The sequence below is a fragment of the Variovorax sp. genome, from assembly GCF_965279555.1.
GTDB lineage: Bacteria > Pseudomonadota > Gammaproteobacteria > Burkholderiales > Burkholderiaceae_C > Variovorax.
In genome coordinates this window covers 5397390-5414331 of the sequence record NZ_OZ257247.1, presented here as the reverse complement: position 1 = coordinate 5414331, position 16942 = coordinate 5397390, and the positions used below count along the sequence as shown (strand labels likewise).

The window sequence follows — 16942 nt, the reverse complement described above, 5'->3', positions numbered from 1 at the left end:
GATCGGCCGCGCACCGGCAGCGTGCCCTGTGCACAGGGCGTCGGGTGCTCCCCGCAGCGAAATAAAGGAGGAGGCCGCAGGCCGGGGGACATTCGCGGAGGGGAGTACCCGACGACCTGCGCACGCGCCCCGAAAAAACTCGACCGACACGAAAATCCCATCTCGCATTCAACCCAGGAGTCCACTGCCATGCGCGTTACCGCTCTGACAATCCGTCCGCTTGCCCTCGGCATCGCCCTCGCGGCCGCCGCCTTCGCCGTGCAGGCGCAGGAAAAAGTGGTGTTCGCCACCAACTGGAAAGCGCAGGCCGGCCACGGCGGCTTCTACCAGGCGCTGGTGGACGGCACCTACAAGAAGTACGGCCTCGACGTCGAAATCATGCAGGGCGGCCCGATGGTCAACAACCGGCCGATGCTGCCGGCCGGCAAGGTCGACTTCCTCATGACCGGCAACCTGCTGCAGTCCTTCGACAACGTGAAGAACGGCGTCCCCACCGTGGTGGTCGCGGCCTTCTTCCAGAAAGACCCGCAGGCCATGTTCGCCCACCCGGGCCAGGGCTTCGACACCTTCAAGGACATGGCCAAGGCACCCGTGGCCTTCATCGGCAAGGACGGCCAGTTCAGCTTCTGGCAATGGATGAAGTCCGAGCACGGCTTCAAGGACTCGCAGCTCAAGCCCTACACCTTCAACGTCGGCCCGTTCCTGGCCGACAAGAAGTCCATTCAGCAGGGCTACGCGATCTCCGAGCCCCTGTCGATCAAGGCCCAGGCCGGCTTCGACCCCGTGGTGCAGCTGCTGGCCGACAACGGCTTCTCGACCTACTCGACCACCATCGAGACACGCGCCGACATGGTCAAGAACAAGCCCGAGACGGTGCGCAAGTTCGTCGAGGCCTCGATCATCGGCTGGAACAACTACCTCTACGGCGACAACAAGGCCGCCAACGAGCTCATCGCCAAGACCAACCCCGACTCGCCCGTCGCCTCGCTGCAGGGCTCCATCGAGCTGATGAAGAAGATGGGCATCGTCGACAGCGGCGAGTCGCTCACCAAGGGCATCGGCGCCATGGACGAAGCCCGCGTGAAGGACTTCTACGACAAGATGGTCAAGGCCGGCCTGTACAAGCCCGGCGAGGTCGACCTGTCGAAGGTCGTGACCACGCAGTTCGTGAACAAGGGCGTCGGTGTCGACGTCCGCAAGAAGCTCACCGGCAAGTAAGCACACCGATTTTTTCCCGTGGGTCGCGCGGGGCTTGCGCCGGGGTCAGATGCCGGCGCCTGGGTTGCCATAAGGCACTGCGCGGCCTTTTGTTCCTTGGGCTCTGACCCCGTCTCGCCGACAGGCGAACCGGCCCTCCCATGAAAACCCTGGTCGTCCATTGCCATCCGAACCCTGACAGCTTCAACCACGCGCTCTACCGCACCGCCCTCGAGGCGCTCGAACCCCGGCACCCCGTCAAGGCCATCGACCTGTACGCCGAGGGCTTCGACCCGACGCTGACACGCGAAGAGCGCATCGCCTATCTCGACAACCCCGAACTGATCCGCGAACGCGTGAAACCCCACGTCGAAGCGCTGCTGTGGGCCGAGCACCTGGTGTTCGTCTACCCCACCTGGTTCCACGGGCCGCCGTCCATGCTCAAGGGCTGGCTGGAGCGGGTGTGGCTGCCGGGCGTGGCCTTCCTGCCGGCCGAGCGCAAGGGGCAGCTCGCGAAGTCAGGCATGCGGCACATCCGGCGGCTGACGGTGGTGACCACCGGCGGCTCGCCGCGCTGGTTCGTGATGCTCATCGGCGACCCGGGCCGGCGGCTCTTCACGCGTGCGCTGCGGGCGCTGTTCGCATGGCGCTGCAAGGTGACCTGGCTGCAGCTGCACGACATGAACGCAGTGACCGCGAACGACCGCACCCATTTCATTGCACGCGTGTCGCGCAAGCTGCAGAGCATCTGAGCCATTTCAAACAGAAAGAATAGGGAGCCCGCACCATGAGCCTCGAACGCACGCTCACCGTCCGCGTCGAACGCATCTCGCGGCAGACGCCGGAAATCCTGGCCTTCGAGCTGGCCCACCCGTGGGGCCGGCCGCTGCCGTCCTACGAGGCCGGCGCGCACATCGACGTGCACATGCCGGGCGGCTTCTCGCGCCAGTACTCGCTGGCGCGGGCGCCTTCGGGCAACGCGGCGTCGTACGTGATCGGCGTGAAGCGCGAACTCGGCAGCCGCGGCGGCTCGGCCTCGATGCACGAGCGCGTGCGCGAAGGCGACCTGCTGCCGATCAGCGCCCCGCGCAACACCTTCCCGCTGCGCGAGGAAGCCAAGCACCATCTGCTGCTGGCCGGCGGCATCGGCATGACGCCGCTGCTGGCGATGGCGCAGGCGCTCGCGGCGCGCGGCGCCGGCTTCACGCTGTGCGTGTTCGCGCGCAGCGAGGAGCACCTGGCGTTCGCCGATGCGCTGCACGCACCCGCGCTGGCGCCGCATCTGCGGCTGCACCTCGACCAGGGAGACGCTTCGCAGCGCATCGACCTGCGCGCGCTGCTGGCCGAGCGCGCCCCGGGCACGCATCTCTACGTCTGCGGACCGGGCGGCTTCATGCAGGCAGTGCGCGACGCGGCCGCGCATTGGCCGGAAGACGCGCTGCACGCCGAATACTTCGCCGCACCCACCGACGCCAACACCACCACCGGCCTGCCCTTCACGCTCAAGCTGGCGCGGCGCGGCATCAGCGTGCCGGTGGCGGCCGACCAGACCGCCGTCGATGCGCTGCACGAGGTCGGCATCGACATTCCGGTGTCGTGCCAGCAGGGCTTGTGCGGCACCTGCGTGGTCGAGGGCGACGGCGAAGGCGCCGAGCACCGCGACTTCTGCCTGACCGGCAGCGAGCGCCGCCACAAGGTGGCGCTGTGCTGCTCCCGCGCCAAGGGCACGGAGCTGGTGCTTCAGCTGTGAACGCGCGCGCTTCCACCACCACCACGTCCCCCGTCGTTGCCGACGAGGGCGACAGCGAAGCTCCCGCCACGCGCGGCCGCTCGCGCAAGTACACGCAGGTGCTCGGCCTCATCAACCAGGCCGCCATCGAGGTCTTCGCCAGTGAAGGACTCGCCGGCGCATCGACCCAGGCCATCGCCGACAAGGCGGGGCTGTCGAAGGCGCAACTGCACTACTACATCGAGAGCAAGGAAGCGCTGTACCGGCAGGTGCTGCAGGACATCCTGACCGACTGGATCGTGGTGTTCGGCTTCAGCGACGAGGCCTTCGGCCCGCGCAAGGTGCTGGGCGACCTGATCCGCCGCAAGATGGTGTTCTCGTTCGACCATCCGCTGCGCTCGCGCATCTTCACGGCCGAGATGATGCGCGGCGCGCCGGTCATCAACGACATGATGACCACGAGCAAGGCCCGCACCGACCAGGCCGCCGCCGTGATCCAGAACTGGATGAACCAGGGCCTGATGGACAAGGCCGACCCGATGCTGGTGCTGTTCCACATCTGGGCCGTGACGCAGTTCTACGCCGACCACGCCACGCAGGCCGCCTACTACCGCGACGTGGCGCAGCAGGGCGACGAGAAAGACCGGCGCTACCTGATCGAGCAGGTGACCGAGTTCCTGCTCAAGGGCGCGGGGGTCAAGTAGCCGCGCGCTGCGGCAGGTACATCGTCGCTTCGACTTCCACCAGCACCTCGTCCCCCGGCAGGAAGCGCGACACCTCGACCACCGTGCTCACCGGCGGCTCGCCCGGATAGAACAGGCCGCGCACGCGGTTGTAGAAGGCGTAGTGCGGCAGGTGGCGGAAGTACTGCACCAGCTTCACCACGTCTTCCATGGTGCCGCCGTGCTCGGCGGCGATCTGGCGGATGCGCTCCAGCACGAACCAGCTCTGCGCCACGATGGGTGCTTCGAACACGTCGACCGACATCTGGCCGGTGGCGTAGCCCACGCCCTGCAGCGCGGTGCGCGCTTCTTCGGGAATGGCGTCGTAGCCGGCGACGGCGCGGCGCGTGGCCGGGTCGACCGCGACCACGCCGCTCATGAAGACGAAATCGCCGACGCGCTTGGCGGCGGCGTAGTTGGCCATTGGCTTGCCCATGCTCATTGGGTTTTCTCCAGATTTTTCTCGATGATCCGGCCGGCGCGGATGACGGTGCGTTGCCGTCCGCGCGGGCCGATGAGTTCGTGTTCGTCGGTGGCCGACAGCACCAGCAGGTCCGCCGGGCAGCCCGGTGCGATGCGCCCGTCCCACGCGAGCCCCAGCGCCTTCGCCGGGTTCACGGTGACGGTGTCGAGCCAGTCGGCCGCGGGCGCCAGGTGCGCCACCTGCACGCCGAGGCCGAAGGTCTCCAGAAGGTCGTAGCTGCCGTAGGGATAGAAGGCGTCCTGCACGTTGTCGGTCGCCAGGCTCGCACGCAAGCCCCGTGCCGCCGCCTCGCGGATGCGCGTGATGCCGCGCTGCACCGGCGTGCGGTCCCATGCGCCCTGCAGGTAGAGGTTGGTGGTGGGCAGCGCGATGAGATGCAGCCCGGCGCCCGCGCACAGCGCAAGGGTTTCGCCGGCGACCGCATCGTCCTGCACCGACAGCGAGCAGGCATGGCCGCAGGCCACGCTGCCCTTGAAGTCACGCGCGCGCACCAGCTGCGCGATGCTGCGCAGGCCGCCGGCCTCGGCGTCGAGCCCTTCGTCCACGTGGAAGTCGAGTGCCAGCCCGTGCTGCTGCGCCAGGTCGAACACGCGCCCCAGCTTGTGCACGATGCCATCGTTGCGGTAGACGAACGCACCCAGCACGCCGCCCGCGCGCTTCACCTCGCGCGCGATGCGCTCGCCGGCCGCGAGGTCGGCGAACAGATCGAGCGGCGTGAGCGAAACGAACTGCAGCTCGACACGGCCGCGCCATTCCTCGCGCAGGGCTTCGAACACGGGCAGCGCTGCAGGCGGCTCGGCCTGCACCCAGTCGAGGTGCGTGCGCAGCGCGCGGGTGCCGCACTGCCATGCGTCGTGCAGCGCGCGCTCCATGCGCAGGCGCAGCGACTCGCCGGTCCAGCTGTCGCGGTGCCGGTTCATGCGGTCGATGGCCGCGAACAGGTTGCCCTGCGCGGCGCCCACGTCCTGCACGGTGTAGTTCTTGTCGATGTGGGCATGGGCCTCGACCAGCGCGCTCAGCAGCGTGCCGCGCGCGTGCTTTTGCTCGGCGCTCGGCGTGATCGATTCGACCTTGCCGGCGGCCAGCACGATGTCGAACAGCTGCGCGTCGCCGGCGCCGAAGCCTCGCAGCGGCGCCGGAATGCGCAACGCTTCGAGCTTCATGCGCGCTGCCGCCAGGCGCGCAGCCAGCCCAGGCCGGCCGACGTACCGCCGGGCTCGGCGCCGCGTGCGGGCCGGTACTCGCAGCCGACCCAGCCCTGCCAGCCGCACTGAGCCGACACCTCGTCGATCACGTCGAACAGATAGGGGTAGTTCTGCTCGCCGATGTCGGGCTCGTGGCGCTCGGGCACGCCGGCGATCTGCAGGTGGCCGACGCGGCCGGTGGGCAGGTACTTGCGGATCTTCATCGCCACGTCGCCTTCGACGATCTGGCAGTGGTAGAGGTCCATCTGGACCTTGAGGTTGGGCGCGCCGACAGCCTCGACGATCTCGTGCGCATGGTCTTGCCGGTTGAGGAAGAAGCGCGGAATGTCGCGTGTGTTGATGGGTTCGATCAGCACGTCGCGGCCGGCCTTGGCGGCTTCGGTGGCGGCCCAGCGCAGGTTGTCGAGGTACACGGCCTGCACCGCCTCGCGCTCCAGGCCTTCGGGCACGAGGCCGGCCATGACGTGGATGCGCGGGCAGTCGAGCGCCACGGCGTAGCCGATGGCCCGGGCGATGCCTTCGCGGAATTCGGCGTCGCGCCCCGGCAGGCAGGCGAGGCCGCGGTCGCCGCCGTCCCAGTCGCCGGGCGGGCCGTTGAAGAGCACCTGCTTGAGGCCGTTGGCCTGCAGGCGGGCAACGATTTCCTTCTGCGGGAACGCATAGGGGAAGAGGTATTCGACGCCCTGGAAGCCGTCTTTCGCGGCGGCGTCGAAGCGTTCGAGGAAGTCGAGCTCCGGGTAGAGCATCGAGAGGTTGGCGGCGAATTGGGGCATGGGGTGTTTTTACTACCAGCGCGCGCCGAAGGTGCGGCGCAGTTCATCGATCTGTGCGGCGTCCAGCGGCTCTGGCCTTGCAGCCTGCGTGAGCATCTGGAGCCGGGCGGTTTCCTCGAGTTCCTCGAGCACGGACATGGCGGCGGCGGGGGTGTCGTGCCAGACGTTGGGGCCCAGGCGGGTGAGCATCACGGCGCGGATCGGCGTGCCGGCCGCGCCCATGCGTTCGATGGCCTGCGCGACTTGTTCGGCCGCCTCGGGTGCGCCGGGACGGTGGTAGGGAATGACCGGCACATGGCCGACTTTCATCACGAAGTAGGGTGTGAGCGCGGGCAGCAGTTCGTCGCCCGTTGGGTTCAATGTGAGCGCGACGCAGTGGGTGCTGTGCGTGTGGATGACGCAGGCGGTGCGTGCGTCGAACTTGCGCGCGGCGGCGTAGATGCGCGTATGCAGTGCGATGGTCTTGCTGGCGCGGTCGCCGCTTGTCTGGCGGCCTTGCGCGTCGAGCCTTGCAAGGCGTGCGGGGTCGAGAAAGCCGAGGCAGGCATCGGTCGGCGTGATGAGGAAGCCGTCGTCCAGCCGCACGCTGATGTTGCCTGCCGTGGCATGCACGTAGCCTCTGTCGAACAGGCTGCGGCCTGTGCGGCAGATTTCTTCTCTTGCTTGGGTTTCGGTCATTTCTTTTGCTGCTGTTGTTCGGGGAGCTGCACAGGCCACCGGGTACTCCCCTCCGCGAATGTCCCCCGCCCTTCGGGCTCCTCCTTTATTTCGCTGCGGGGAGCACCCGGCGCCCTGTGCAGTGGGCACGCTGCTGGTGCTCGGCCGATCGACCGGCGCTCTGTCCAACGCTCACGACGATGGGGTGCCTTGTGCAGCGAAATAAAGGAGGAGCCCGAAAGGACGTCATCCAAGCACCGCAAACGCCTTGGTAAAAAAGTCATCGCTGCCGAAGTTGCCCGACTTCAACGCAATGTGCAAGCCGGTCTCCGGCGCAGCGTCGGAGCGCGCATGACACCACGGCACGCCGGGGTCGATCTGCGGCCCGATCTGCATCTGGGCGATGCCCAGCGCCTGCACGCATGCGCCGGAGGTTTCGCCACCGGCCACCACAAGTTGGCGCACGCCGCGCTCGACCAGGCCACGCGCGATGGCAGCGATGGTGCGCTCGACCAATGCGCCAGCCTCCTCCACGCCGAGTTTTCCTTGCACCGACTTCACGGCTCCGGCATCGGCTGTGGAGTAGACAAGCACGGGGCCCTTGTCGATCAACGGCGCGGCCCACGCCAGCACTTCTGTTGCGACGTCCACTCCCTGCGCTATGCGCAACGGGTCGATGGCCATGGCCGCGCCGCCGCGCTGGATGAAGTCTTGCACCTGCCTGTTGGTGGCGAGGGAGCAGCTGCCCGACACCACCGCCGTCCTGCCGCCGGCCTTCGGCAATGCGCTGGCCTGCGACGAAGGTGCCAGCCCGAAGTTGGCCGGCAGGCCGATGGCAACGCCCGAGCCCGCGGTGACGAGGGGCATCTTCGCGAGCGCGGGGCCCATGCTCAGCAGGTCGTAGTTGGAGACGGCATCGACGATGGCGATGGCAACGCCCTCTGCCTTGAGCTGCGCGATGCGTTCGTCGATGGCCGCCGCACCGCGCGCCACCACGGCGTAGTCGATCAGCCCCACCTTGCGCGTGCACTGCGCCTGCAGCACGCGCACCAGGTTCGGGTCGGTCATCGGCGTGAGCGGGTGGTTCTGCATGCCGCTTTCGTTGAGCAGCACGTCGCCCGCGAACAGGTAGCCCTTGAACACGGTGCGTTTGTTGTCGGGGAAGGCGGGGGTGGCGATGGTGAAGTCGCAGTTCAGCGCGTCCATCAGCGCCTCGGTGACGGGGCCGATGTTGCCCTGCGGCGTGCTGTCGAAGGTGGAGCAGTACTTGAAGTAGATCTGCTGCGCACCCTGCGCCTGCAACCAGCGCAGCGCGGCCAGCGATTGCGCGACGGCTTCGGCCGGCGCGATGGTGCGCGACTTGAGCGCGACGACCACGGCATCGACATCCGCATCGAGCGGCGGTAGTTCGGCCCCCACGCTCGGCACTTCGTGTCCTCGCTGCCCCCCAAGGGGACGCGCGCTTGCTTGGGGCACGCCGATGGCCTGCACCACGCGCATGCCGGCGCGCACGAGGTTGTTGGCGAGGTCGGTGGCGCCGGTGAAATCGTCGGCGATACAGCCGAGCACGAGCTTGGCCATGGCTCAGCCCTTCAGCGGCAGCTTCACGGCCTGCGCGTTCTCGCGCACGTAGTCGCGCAGGATGGCGTCGAAGCTGGCGTCGGCCTTCAGGCCCAGCGCCTCGGCGCGCGCTGCGTGGATGCGGCTGGGCCAGCTGGTGACGATCTTCGCGACCGCGGCGTCGGGCTCCCAGTCGATCAGGCCGGTGGCTTCCTTGCCCGCGATGCGTTCGAGCGCCTGCGCCATGTCGCGCACGGTGGTGGTGAGCGCGGGCAGGTTGACGGCCGTGCGCGCGCCCCACTCTGCGGCGCTGGCCGTGGCCGCGCGGATGATGCCCGCGACGGTGTTGCCGGGCGAGGCCAGCGCGACAGGCGTGTCGGGCGGCACGGGGCAGCGCGCGCGCTCGCCGGCCAGCGGCTCTCGCAGCATGCCGCTGAGGAAGCTGGAGGCCGCGCCGTTGGGCTTGCCCGGGCGCACCGACACCGTCATGAGCCGCACGTTGCGGCCCTGCACGAAGCCCTTGCGAGTGAAGTCGGCCACCAGCTGCTCGCCGATGAACTTCTGGATGCCGTAGCTGTTCTGCGGCGTCGGCAGCGTCGTGTCTTCGATCACCGCCGGCAGGCGCTGCTCGGGCGAATCGCCGAACACCGCGACCGAGCTGGAGAACACGAACACCGGTGCATGGCCGGCGCGGCGCGCGGCTTCGAGCAGGCCGCGCGTGGCGTCAAGGTTGCTGCGCATGCCGAGGTCGAAGTCGGCCTCGCATTCGCCGCTGACGGCGGCAGCGAGGTGAAACACGAGCTGCGTGTCGGCGATGGGCAGCGCGCCGCTCGCCAGCTGTTCGAGCAGGTCGCCCTGCACGAACTGCACGCGCGCATCGCCGGCAAGGTCGGCGGGCGGCGGCACGCGGTCGGCCAGGGTGATGCGCGACACGGGCTGCGCGGCGCCGCCGGCCAGCGCGAGAGGGCCTCCGGCAAGCAGCGTTCGGGCGAGGCGGGCGCCGAGAAAGCCGCAGCCGCCGGTGATGAGGATGTTCATGTGTGTGTCTCTCTCTGCTTTCTCTTCAGGCTTCTTTTTTCGGGGCCGGCACTTCGATGCCGGGGAAGATCTTGATGACCGCGCTGTCGTCCTCGCGCGCATAGCCCGCGGTCGAGGCCTGCATGAACATCTGGTGCGCGGTGGACGACAGCGGCAGCGGAAACTTGCTGGCCCGCGCCACGTCGAGCACCAGCCCCAGGTCTTTCACGAAGATGTCGACGGCCGACAGCGGCGTGTAGTCGCCTGCCAGCACATGGGCCATGCGGTTCTCGAACATCCAGCTGTTGCCAGCGCTGTGCGTGATGACTTCGTACAGCGCGGCCGGGTCCACGCCTTCGCGCAGGCCCAGCGCCATTGCCTCGGCCGCGGCGGCGATGTGCACACCGGCCAGCAGCTGGTTGATGACCTTCACCTTGCTGCCCGCGCCCGCGCGATCGCCGAGGCGGTAGACCTTGGCGGCCATCGCGTCGAGCACAGCGCCGGCCTTTTCGTAGGCGGCGGGCGTGCCGGCGGTCATCATCGTCATCTGGCCGCTCGCGGCCTTGGCGGCGCCGCCGGAAATGGGCGCGTCGAGGTACAGGATGCCCAGCTTCCCAAGGCGCGCCTCGAGCGCGACAGACCAGTTGGGATCGACGGTGGAGCACATCACGAACAGGCTGCCGGGCTTCATCGACGCGGCGCAGCCGGGCGTGGTGCCGTCGCCGAACAGCACCGACTCGGTCTGCGCGGCGTTGACGACGACGGACACCACGATGTCGCACTGCGCGCCCAGCGCTTCGAGCGTGGCGCAGGCCGTGCCGCCGTCGCGGGCGAAGGCCTCGGCGGCTTCGCGGCGCACGTCGAACACATGCGGCGCATGGCCGGCGCGGCGCAGCGACTGCGCCATGCCGGCGCCCATGGCACCAAGGCCGACGAGGCCGACGACGGGGATGGATGAAGAGGTCATGGAGGGGCTTCCCTTGAACGATGTACAGCGTAGGCCTCGATGGCCTGCGGCTCAATTTGTAAGGTCATCATACAAATTCTCGTCATTGGGGCCGATCCGATCTAACCCGCACCCCGGGGCCATGCGTGGGCTCAGTTGCGCGCGGGCCAGCCTTCGACCAATGGCCGCGCGAGCTGCGCGCCCTCCTGCTGCCAGAACGCCGGGTCGGCCTGCTCGATGCGGCGGATTGCGTTGTCCATGTGCGACTTGGCCGCCTCGCGCGCGCGCACCGGGTCGCCCGCATCGATGGCATCGACGATCAGCGCATGCTCCCGTGCCACCTGGGCGGCGAAATCGGCGCGGCGCGCCTCGTTGGCGCGCGTGACGCGGGTGGCGCCATGCAGGAACTGCCGCAGGTACTGCAGCGTGCCAAGAAGAAAGGGGTTGCGCGCGGCCTCTGCGATTGCGGTGTGGAAGCGCACGTCTTCGTCTGCGCCGTTGCCGCCATCCGACACCGCCGCCTTGAGCGCCTTGATGGCTTCGCGGATGCTGCGCAGGTCGGCCTTGGTGCGCCGCTCGGCGGCCAGCGCGGCCACCTCGGCTTCGAGGGCGCGGCGCAGCTCGACCATCTGGATCACCGCCTCGCGCGAGGCGACATGCGGCATCTCGAAGCGCAGCGGCTCGATGCCGGCGGCGCGCACGTACACGCCGCTACCCTGGCGCGAATCGACCAGGCCCAGCGACTTGAGCCGCGACACCGCTTCGCGCACCACGGTGCGGCTCACGCCGAACTGCGCGGCCAATGCGGTCTCGGTGGGCAGCCGGTCGCCTTCGGACAGGCGGCCGCTGCGCACCTCGGCGACCAGCGCGTCGGCCACCTGGTCGGCCAGGCGGACGGTGGGGGCGACGGACTGGAAGCGGGCGGTCATGGGCGTGATGCGGCGATGGGCTGCGACTCTAACGCAGCCCCGCGCGGCCAATTTCCGCCCTTGCCGGCCCGCTCAAGCCAGCGCGTGGCGCGCGGCGTTCGCAATGCTGGCCGCGTCGACACCGAAGAAGCCGCGCAGCGCCGCGCGCGTGTCGCTGCGGCCGAAGCCGTCGGTGCCCAGCGTGATGTAGCGGCGGCCTTCGGGGAGGAAGGCGCGCACGCTCTCTGGCACGGCACGCACATAGTCGGTGGCGGCAATGATCGGAGCCTTGCTGCTCTTGCCGATTTGCCGCGCAACGAACGCGGTGCCGGCTTCTTTCTCGCCAGCCAGCGCGCGCTGCTCGCAGGCCAGCCCGTCGCGTGCAAGTTCGCTCCAGCTCGTGACGCTGAACACCTCTGCCTCGATGCCTTCGTCGGCCAGCAGCTGCGCGGCCTTGACGACCTCGGTGAGGATCGCGCCCGAGCCCATCAGCGTGACCTTCCCTTGCGCTTTGTTCGCCTTGCCCGATGCAGGCGCGTAAGTGCCGAAGCGATAGCACCCGCGCAGGATGTCGCCTTGTGCGCCCTCGGGCACATCAGGCTGCGCGTAGTTCTCGTTCATGAGCGTGACGTAATAGAACACGTCCTGCTGCTCGACCATCATCTCGCGGATGCCCGCGTCGACGATCACCGCCATCTCGCCCGCATACGCCGGGTCGTAGGCCTTGCAGTTGGGAATGGTCGCGGCCACCAGGTGGCTGCTGCCGTCCTGGTGCTGCAGGCCTTCGCCGCCGAGCGTGGTGCGCCCCGACGTGGCGCCAAGCAGGAAGCCGCGCGCACGCTGGTCGGCCGCGGCCCAGATGGCGTCGCCCACGCGCTGGAAGCCGAACATCGAGTAGTAGATGTAGAACGGCAGCATCGCCAGGCCGTGCACGCTGTAGCTGGTGGCCGCCGCCGTCCAGCTCGCGATGGCGCCGGCCTCGCTGATGCCTTCTTCGAGGATCTGCCCGTCGGTGGCTTCGCGGTAGCTCAGCACCGAGCCGATGTCTTCCGGCGCATAGCGCTGGCCCACGCTCGAGTAGATGCCGACCTGCTTGAACAGGTTGGCCATGCCGAAGGTGCGCGCCTCGTCGGCCACGATGGGCACGATGCGCGGGCCCAGGGCCGGGTCTTTCAGCAGGTTGCCCAGCATGCGCACGAAGGCCATGGTGGTGCTCATTTCCTTGCCTGCGGCCGCGGTCGCGAACTGCGCGTAGCTTGCGATGTCGGGCTTGGGCACCACCTCGCAGGCGGTCTCGCGCCGGGGCATGGCGCCGCCGAGAGCCTCGCGGTGCTGGCGCAGGTAGCGCATCTCGGCGCTGTCTTCCGGCGGGCGGTAGAAGTCCATCGCCGTGGCCTGCGCGTCGGTCAGCGGCAGGTTGAAGCGGTCGCGGAATTCAATCAGGTCCACGTCGCCCATCTTCTTGTGCGAGTGCGTGGTCATCTTGCCCTGCGCGGCGCTGCCCATGCCGTAGCCCTTCTTGGTGTGGGCAAGGATCACGGTGGGCTGTCCCTTGTGCCTTGCCGCCGCCGCGTAGGCCGCATGGATCTTCACCAGGTCGTGGCCTCCGCGCTTGAGGCGGTCGATCTGCTCGTCGGTCATGCCTTCGGCCAGGCGCGCGAGTTCGGGGTTCTGGCCGAAGAAGTTGTCGCGGTTGAAGCGGCCGTCCTTGGCCGCGAAGGTCTGCATCTGGCCGTCGACGGTGTTGGCGAACACGCGGGCCAGGGCGCCGCTCACGTCCTGCGCGAAGAGGCCGTCCCAGTCGCTGCCCCACACCAGCTTGATGACGTTCCAGCCCGCGCCGGCAAAGAGCTTTTCGAGCTCGTCGATGATGCGGCCGTTGCCGCGCACCGGGCCGTCGAGCCGCTGCAGGTTGCAGTTGACCACCCACACGAGGTTGTCGAGCTTCTCGCGCGCGGCGAGCGTCAATGCGCTCATCGATTCGGGCTCGTCCATCTCGCCGTCGCCGAACACGCCCCACACTTTTCGGCCTTCGCAGTTCAGCAGGTTGCGGTGCGTGAGGTAGCGCATGAAGCGCGCGTGGTAGATCGAGCTGATCGGGCCGATGCCCATCGAGCCGGTGGGGAACTGCCAGAAGTCCGGCATCAGGTACGGGTGCGGATAGCTGCACAGGCCGCGCGCGCCGCTGCCGTCTGTGAAGGCAGGCGCGGTGAGTTCCTGGCGGTAGTGCTTCAGGTCTTCTTCACTCAGGCGGCCTTCGAGGTAGGCGCGGGCATAGACGCCCGGCGCGCTGTGCGGCTGGAAGAACACCAGGTCGCCGCGATGGGCGTCGCTGCGCGCATGGAAGAAATGGTTGAACCCGGTTTCGAAAAGATCGGCCGCGCTGGCATAGCTGGCGATGTGGCCACCGAGTTCGCCGTACGCCTGGTTGGCCTTGGCCACCATCGCGAGCGCGTTCCAGCGCATGAGCGAGGCGAGCTTTTCCTCGATGGCCAGGTCGCCCGGGAACGGCGGCTGGTCTTGTGCCGCGATGGTGTTGACGTATGGCGTGGCCAGTTCCGGCTGCCAGCCGATGCGCTGCTGGCGTGCCAGCCGTGCCAGCTCGGTCAGCATCTGCTTGGCGCGCTGCGGCCCCTGGGTCTGCGCCAGCGCCACGAAGGCGTCGCGCCATTCGGCGGTCTCGGCGGGATCGGGGTCGTGCGACAGCGGCGTATCAAGCAGCAGCACGCGCATCTGGTCGGCGGAAATCGGGGCGTTCATGACGGCACTTTAGGCCGGCATGCGAAGAATTAGCTACCGGCGCATGCAAGTCCATGCGCACCTCGCGGCATAAAATTCCGCAAAACAAAGGAGACACGGCATTTCATGCAACTGGACACCATCGACCTGCGCATACTTGACGAACTGCAACGCGACGGCGCGCTGTCGAACGTGGAACTCGCACGCCGCGTGCACCTGTCGCCCTCGCCCTGCCTGGCCCGCGTGAAGGCGCTCGAGACCCACGGCGTGATCGACCGCTACGTGGCGCTCGCAAACCCCAAGGCGCTGGGCCTCGGGCTCAACGTGTTCATCTCGATCAGCCTCGCGGCACAGAACCGGCAGTCGCTCGCCGACCTGGAACAGCGCATTGCCGAGCACGACGAGGTGATGGAGTGCTACCTGATGACAGGCGACAGCGACTACCTGATCCGCATCGCCGTGGCCGACATGGCGGCGCTGGAGAAATTCATCATGGAACAGCTCACGCCGATTCCAGGGATCGAGAAGATCCGCTCGAGCTTCGCGCTCAAGCAGGTGAGATACAAGACGGCGCTGCCGTTGCCGAGGGAATAAGCACTCCCCCAGGCTTCGCGCACTTCGTGTCGCTACGCCTACCCCCTCACCGGGGGCAACACCGGTGGCCCGGCGAAGCCGGTTCCACGGTGTTCCCGGAAAGGGGGCGGTCCTCGTTCAGAGGCCGATCAGGCCGCCGTCGTTCTTCGTGATGACGATGGTTGCCGAGCGCGGGCGTGCGTTGCCGCCTTCAGGCCAGTGGCTGGAGAACTTGGCCGGGGTCGTGATGTCGGCCACCTTGGTGTCTTCGCCCGGGTGCTGGATGTTCACGAACAGCGCGCGGCCGTCGCCCGATTCGGCGATGCCGGTGATCTCGCACTCCTTCGGCCCGACAAGGAAGCGGCGCAGGCCGTCGGTGCCCGGTGCCTTGCCGACGAAAGTCGCTTGCTGCACGGTGGTGGCGCCGTCGAAGTTGGTGATGGTCCTCGCCGCACCGTCGCCGACCTTGCCAGGCAGTGCCCCGAGCAGCATGCAGTTGGTCACGTCGGTGTACTTGCCGTCGTCGGTCTCGATCCACAGCAGGCCGGGCGCAGCCTGGCTGAACCACATGCCGTCGGGGCTGGAGAAGTCGTTGTCGGCGCCGAGGGCGGACACGTTCACGTCGGCCGATGCGGTCGAGCGCGCGCCGAACAGGTACACGTCCCACTTGAAGCTGACGGCCGCCGGGTCGCCGCCGGTGTCAGCGAAGCGGACGATATGGCCGTTCGGATTGCCACGCTGCGCGCTCGTGCCCTTGGGGTCGTTGTAGAAACGTGGGTTGGCGGCATCGGTGGTGCTGATCGTGCGAGCCGCGTTGTTGGTCAGGGTGAGGTACACCTCGCCGTTCTTCGGGTTCACGGCCGTCCATTCGGGGCGGTCCATCCGCGTCGCACCGGCTGCGTCGGCTGCATGGCGCGCGTTGATCACGACATCGGCCGCGTCGGCAAACGCGTAGTTGGCGTAGCTCGCGGTGATGTTGTTGACGCCGAGCTTGAGCTCGAGCCAGTCGCCAGAGCCGTCGGCCTTGAACTTGGCGACGTAGAGCTTGCCGTCGTCCATGTACTTGTCGCCGGCCGCAATGCCGCCGCCGATGTCGGCTGCATCCCAGTTCTTGGTGGACACGAATTTGTAGAGGTACTCGTTCTGCGAGTCGTCACCCATGTACCAGACGAGCGGCTTGCCGACCACGACCGGGCCCAGGCAGGCGCCTTCGTGGCCGAAGCGGCCGAGCGCAGTGCGCTTCTTCGGGGTGCTGGTGGGGTTGAAGGGGTCGATCTCGACCACCCAGCCGTAGGTGTTCGGGCCGTTGCGATAGTCGTCGGTGGCAGCGGCGCCGATGACTTCGCAGTTCCAGCGGCCGTAAAGATTGTCAGCCGTATCGGGTGTGACAGTGGCCCAGAGCTCGCGGCCGTTGCCGATGGCGCTGCTGGTGCCAGCGACGCCGTAGCGGCCGAAGGAGGCCTGCTCCTTCGGCGTACTACCGACGGCAGTGGTGCGGCGGAAGTAGCCGGCCCAGTTCTCTTCGCAGGTCAGGTACGTGCCCCACGGCGTGGTGCCGTTGGCGCAGTTGTTGACCGTGCCGCGGGTCTTGCTGCCGTCGGTCGAGTACTTGGTCTTCAGGTAGTCGGTCTTGGCGGCCGGGCCGGACAAGGTCATTTCGGTCAGCGTGTGGACGCGGCGGTTGAAGCTCGAGTCCTGCTTGTAGCTCCAGGTGCTGCCGCTCTTGTTGACCTCGATCACGCTCACGCCGTGCAGGTAGAACTCGCGCAGAACTTCATCGGCAACGGTACGCACGCCGCCGACAGCGGTCTGGCCCGTGGGGTGCAGGAACACGGGCGTGATGGCTTCGTGGTTCATCACGAGCAGGCCGCGCGTGGCGCTGGCGGCGTCCCACTTGTTCGACGCGTTCATGCCGAAGAACGTCATGCCGTCGTGGTGGTCGCCGGCGCGGCGGTCGTAGGTGGTTGCGTCGTCGGTACCGTCGTTCTTGTAGGCGGCGACACCGGCAGCGGTCGGATCGCCAAGGCGGTACAGCACGCTGGCGGTGTAGCCGGCGGGCACCGAGACCACGTCGGCGAGGCTCTTGGCGACGGCATTGAAGCCGAGCTTCATCGGGCCAGCGGGGGCCGGTGCCGGCGCGGGGGCAGGTGCGGGTGCCGGCGGCAGGATCGGAAAGGGTGCGGCACCTGCGCCGCCACCGCCGCCGCAGGCCTGCAGCAGGGCCGTGCCGGCGGTGCCGGCGCCGAGGCCGAAAAGGCGCCGGCGGCTCAGGCGCGCGGCGATCAGGTCGGTGAACGAGGGGTTCGACGTGGGGTTGGTGCCGATGTCGTCGAGATCGACCGAGGGATCGTCGGTGCGGGTGTTTGCGGTCATGCGCAATGTCTTTCTTCGTGGGGGTGGAGAGGAAACCAGCCCGCGAAGTTAGGCACTTC

Annotated in this window: 15 protein-coding genes; 5 read left to right on the top strand and 10 right to left on the bottom strand. The window is 68.2% G+C overall.

Annotation, left to right across the window (positions count from 1 at the left end):
- The first annotated feature begins 189 nt into the window (after window positions 1-189).
- From ACQY8B_RS25375 to ACQY8B_RS25360, 4 genes are all read left to right on the top strand, one after another.
- The gene (locus ACQY8B_RS25375) at window positions 190-1218 is read left to right on the top strand and encodes an ABC transporter substrate-binding protein (RefSeq protein WP_422084463.1); all 1029 of its coding nucleotides are present in this window, start codon (window positions 190-192) and stop codon (window positions 1216-1218) included.
- A gap of 140 nt (window positions 1219-1358) precedes the next feature.
- The gene (locus tag ACQY8B_RS25370; protein ID WP_422084462.1) at window positions 1359-1949 is read left to right on the top strand and encodes an NAD(P)H-dependent oxidoreductase; all 591 of its coding nucleotides are present in this window, start codon (window positions 1359-1361) and stop codon (window positions 1947-1949) included.
- A 35-nt stretch (window positions 1950-1984) separates the two neighbouring features.
- Window positions 1985-2947, top strand: a complete 963-nt coding sequence (locus ACQY8B_RS25365; RefSeq protein WP_422084461.1) for a PDR/VanB family oxidoreductase — start codon at window positions 1985-1987, stop codon at window positions 2945-2947.
- Window positions 2944-3630 carry a TetR family transcriptional regulator C-terminal domain-containing protein gene (locus ACQY8B_RS25360; RefSeq protein ID WP_422084459.1) on the top strand — a complete coding sequence of 229 codons (687 nt, stop codon included), beginning with the start codon at window positions 2944-2946 and terminating at the stop codon, window positions 3628-3630. Before ACQY8B_RS25365 ends, ACQY8B_RS25360 begins: the two co-directional genes overlap by 4 nt.
- On the opposite strand, the gene ACQY8B_RS25355 is transcribed toward ACQY8B_RS25360, so the two are convergent.
- The 9 genes from ACQY8B_RS25355 to mdeB form a co-directional block, all read right to left on the bottom strand.
- Window positions 3623-4090 carry a RidA family protein gene (locus ACQY8B_RS25355; protein WP_369630641.1) on the bottom strand — a complete coding sequence of 156 codons (468 nt, stop codon included), beginning with the start codon at window positions 4088-4090 and terminating at the stop codon, window positions 3623-3625. The two genes, ACQY8B_RS25360 and ACQY8B_RS25355, sit on opposite strands and share 8 nt — an antisense overlap.
- A complete protein-coding gene (locus tag ACQY8B_RS25350) occupies window positions 4087-5295 on the bottom strand; it encodes an amidohydrolase family protein (protein WP_422084458.1) in 1209 nt (402 codons plus the stop codon). The genes ACQY8B_RS25355 and ACQY8B_RS25350 overlap by 4 nt, the downstream gene beginning before the upstream one ends.
- Window positions 5292-6110 (bottom strand): 2-oxo-tetronate isomerase, encoded by an 819-nt coding sequence (otnI, locus tag ACQY8B_RS25345; RefSeq protein ID WP_422084457.1) that lies wholly within the window; start codon window positions 6108-6110, stop codon window positions 5292-5294. The genes ACQY8B_RS25350 and otnI overlap by 4 nt, the downstream gene beginning before the upstream one ends.
- 12 nt (window positions 6111-6122) lie before the next feature.
- Window positions 6123-6788, bottom strand: a complete 666-nt coding sequence (locus tag ACQY8B_RS25340) for an aldolase (RefSeq protein WP_422084456.1) — start codon at window positions 6786-6788, stop codon at window positions 6123-6125.
- Between the two features lie 225 nt (window positions 6789-7013).
- Entirely contained in the window at window positions 7014-8348 is a 1335-nt protein-coding gene (gene otnK / locus ACQY8B_RS25335) for a 3-oxo-tetronate kinase (protein WP_422084455.1), read from the bottom strand.
- A gap of 3 nt (window positions 8349-8351) precedes the next feature.
- On the bottom strand, window positions 8352-9365 hold the full coding sequence (gene denD / locus ACQY8B_RS25330) for a D-erythronate dehydrogenase (protein ID WP_422084454.1): 1014 nt from the start codon (window positions 9363-9365) through the stop codon (window positions 8352-8354).
- Between the two features lie 25 nt (window positions 9366-9390).
- A complete protein-coding gene (gene ltnD, locus ACQY8B_RS25325; protein WP_422084452.1) occupies window positions 9391-10311 on the bottom strand; it encodes an L-threonate dehydrogenase in 921 nt (306 codons plus the stop codon).
- Between the two features lie 131 nt (window positions 10312-10442).
- Window positions 10443-11219, bottom strand: a complete 777-nt coding sequence (locus tag ACQY8B_RS25320; protein WP_422084451.1) for a FadR/GntR family transcriptional regulator — start codon at window positions 11217-11219, stop codon at window positions 10443-10445.
- 72 nt (window positions 11220-11291) lie between these two features.
- Window positions 11292-13958, bottom strand: coding sequence for an alpha-ketoglutarate dehydrogenase (gene mdeB, locus ACQY8B_RS25315; RefSeq protein ID WP_422084450.1), 2667 nt, complete (start codon window positions 13956-13958; stop codon window positions 11292-11294).
- Between the two features lie 105 nt (window positions 13959-14063).
- Between mdeB and ACQY8B_RS25310 the strand changes: the two genes are divergently transcribed.
- Complete coding sequence (locus tag ACQY8B_RS25310) at window positions 14064-14531, top strand: Lrp/AsnC family transcriptional regulator (protein ID WP_422084449.1); 468 nt, start codon at window positions 14064-14066, stop codon at window positions 14529-14531.
- Between the two features lie 117 nt (window positions 14532-14648).
- Here the strand turns inward: ACQY8B_RS25310 and ACQY8B_RS25305 are convergent, their stop codons facing one another.
- Window positions 14649-16883 (bottom strand): PhoX family protein, encoded by a 2235-nt coding sequence (locus ACQY8B_RS25305; protein ID WP_422084448.1) that lies wholly within the window; start codon window positions 16881-16883, stop codon window positions 14649-14651.
- Window positions 16884-16942: the final 59 nt, after the last annotated feature.

Coding starts and splice junctions, on each gene's coding strand:
- ACQY8B_RS25310 (WP_422084449.1), top strand. CDS start 14,064: ATGCAACTGGACACCATCGACCTGCGCATACTTGACGAACTGCAACGC.
- ACQY8B_RS25350 (WP_422084458.1), bottom strand. CDS start 5,295: ATGAAGCTCGAAGCGTTGCGCATTCCGGCGCCGCTGCGAGGCTTCGGC.
- otnK (WP_422084455.1), bottom strand. CDS start 8,348: ATGGCCAAGCTCGTGCTCGGCTGTATCGCCGACGATTTCACCGGCGCC.
- ACQY8B_RS25355 (WP_369630641.1), bottom strand. CDS start 4,090: ATGAGCATGGGCAAGCCAATGGCCAACTACGCCGCCGCCAAGCGCGTC.
- ltnD (WP_422084452.1), bottom strand. CDS start 10,311: ATGACCTCTTCATCCATCCCCGTCGTCGGCCTCGTCGGCCTTGGTGCC.
- mdeB (WP_422084450.1), bottom strand. CDS start 13,958: ATGAACGCCCCGATTTCCGCCGACCAGATGCGCGTGCTGCTGCTTGAT.
- ACQY8B_RS25365 (WP_422084461.1), top strand. CDS start 1,985: ATGAGCCTCGAACGCACGCTCACCGTCCGCGTCGAACGCATCTCGCGG.
- ACQY8B_RS25305 (WP_422084448.1), bottom strand. CDS start 16,883: ATGACCGCAAACACCCGCACCGACGATCCCTCGGTCGATCTCGACGAC.
- otnI (WP_422084457.1), bottom strand. CDS start 6,110: ATGCCCCAATTCGCCGCCAACCTCTCGATGCTCTACCCGGAGCTCGAC.
- ACQY8B_RS25340 (WP_422084456.1), bottom strand. CDS start 6,788: ATGACCGAAACCCAAGCAAGAGAAGAAATCTGCCGCACAGGCCGCAGC.
- denD (WP_422084454.1), bottom strand. CDS start 9,365: ATGAACATCCTCATCACCGGCGGCTGCGGCTTTCTCGGCGCCCGCCTC.
- ACQY8B_RS25320 (WP_422084451.1), bottom strand. CDS start 11,219: ATGACCGCCCGCTTCCAGTCCGTCGCCCCCACCGTCCGCCTGGCCGAC.
- ACQY8B_RS25370 (WP_422084462.1), top strand. CDS start 1,359: ATGAAAACCCTGGTCGTCCATTGCCATCCGAACCCTGACAGCTTCAAC.
- ACQY8B_RS25375 (WP_422084463.1), top strand. CDS start 190: ATGCGCGTTACCGCTCTGACAATCCGTCCGCTTGCCCTCGGCATCGCC.